This is a genomic window from Bradyrhizobium sp. MI1.3, assembly GCF_055811695.1.
In genome coordinates this window covers 1-1,070 of sequence record NZ_JBVVPQ010000212.1, presented here as the reverse complement: position 1 = coordinate 1,070, position 1,070 = coordinate 1, and the positions used below count along the sequence as shown (strand labels likewise).

Here is a 1,070-nt window from a genome sequence, read left to right as displayed (position 1 = left end):
AGCAGGCTGAAGACGGCTCGGCGGTGGCCGAGGTCTGCCGCAAGGCCGGGATCAGCGAGGCAACCTTCTACAACTGGCGGAAGAAGTATGCAGGCTTGATGCCCTCGGAGATGAAGCGGCTGCGTCAGCTTGAGGAAGAGAACGGGAAGCTGAAGCGGATTGTCGCCGACCTGTCGTTGGACAAGGCCATGCTTCAGGATGTGCTCTCAAAAAAGCTCTGAGGCCTGGCCGCAAGCGCGAGCTTGTCGACAAGGTGCGAAGTGACTGGAAGGTGTCAGTCAGGCGGGCCTGCTCCACGCTTCGGGTTGATCGCGCTCTTTACGTCTACAAGTCGAAGCGCGGCGACCAGGCCGCTCTCAAACACCGGATCAAGGACATCTGCGCGACGCGGGTGAGATACGGCTATCGGCGCATTCATGTGCTGCTGCAACGGGAGGGCTGGGCCGTTAACGTCAAACGGGTCTATCGCCTGTACCGGGAATTGAGCCTGCAATTACGCAACAAAACGCCCAAGCGCCGCGTCAAAGCCAAGCTGCGAGAAGATCGAACCGATGCCAAACAGATCAACGAGACCTGGGCCATGGACTTCGTTCACGACCAGCTGGCCACCGGCCGCAAACTCCGCGTGCTGACGATTGTCGACATCTTCAGCCGCTTCTCGCCGGCGGTCGATCCGCGGTTCAGCTATCGAGGCGAGGACGTTGTGCTGACTCTGGAGCGCATCTGCAAAACCGTCGGTTACCCGAAGAGCATTCGTGTGGATCAGGGATCGGAGTTCATCTCCCGCGATCTCGATATCTGGGCTTATCAAAGAGGCGTTGTGCTCGACTTCTCACGTCCCGGCAAGCCGACGGACAATAGCTTCATCGAATCCTTCAACGGCAAGTTCAGAACCGAATGCCTGAACATGCACTGGTTCCTGAGCCTTGACGACGCCCGGCAGAAAATGGAGGATTGGCGTAGAGACTACAACGAAGTCCGGCCCCATAGCGCGATCGGCAACAAGGCGCCGATATCGCTGTTGAATGGCTCATCGGCGCCCCCGCCGGCATGAGCTAAACCCCGGAAAA

The 1,070-nt window shown here is 58.9% G+C and carries 1 protein-coding gene; it reads left to right on the top strand.

Translation table 11 applies throughout. The features are described 5' to 3' along the window. Positions 1 to 1,054, top strand: a protein-coding gene (locus tag AC0L3A_RS40680) for an IS3 family transposase (RefSeq protein WP_473256575.1) whose coding sequence is annotated in 2 segments (ribosomal slippage) — positions 1 to 219 and positions 219 to 1,054 — 1,055 coding nt annotated over the 2 segments. Because the reading frame shifts where the segments join, the coding sequence is not laid out codon by codon here. This gene is flagged as partial in the annotation. Positions 1,055 to 1,070 lie beyond the last annotated feature (16 nt).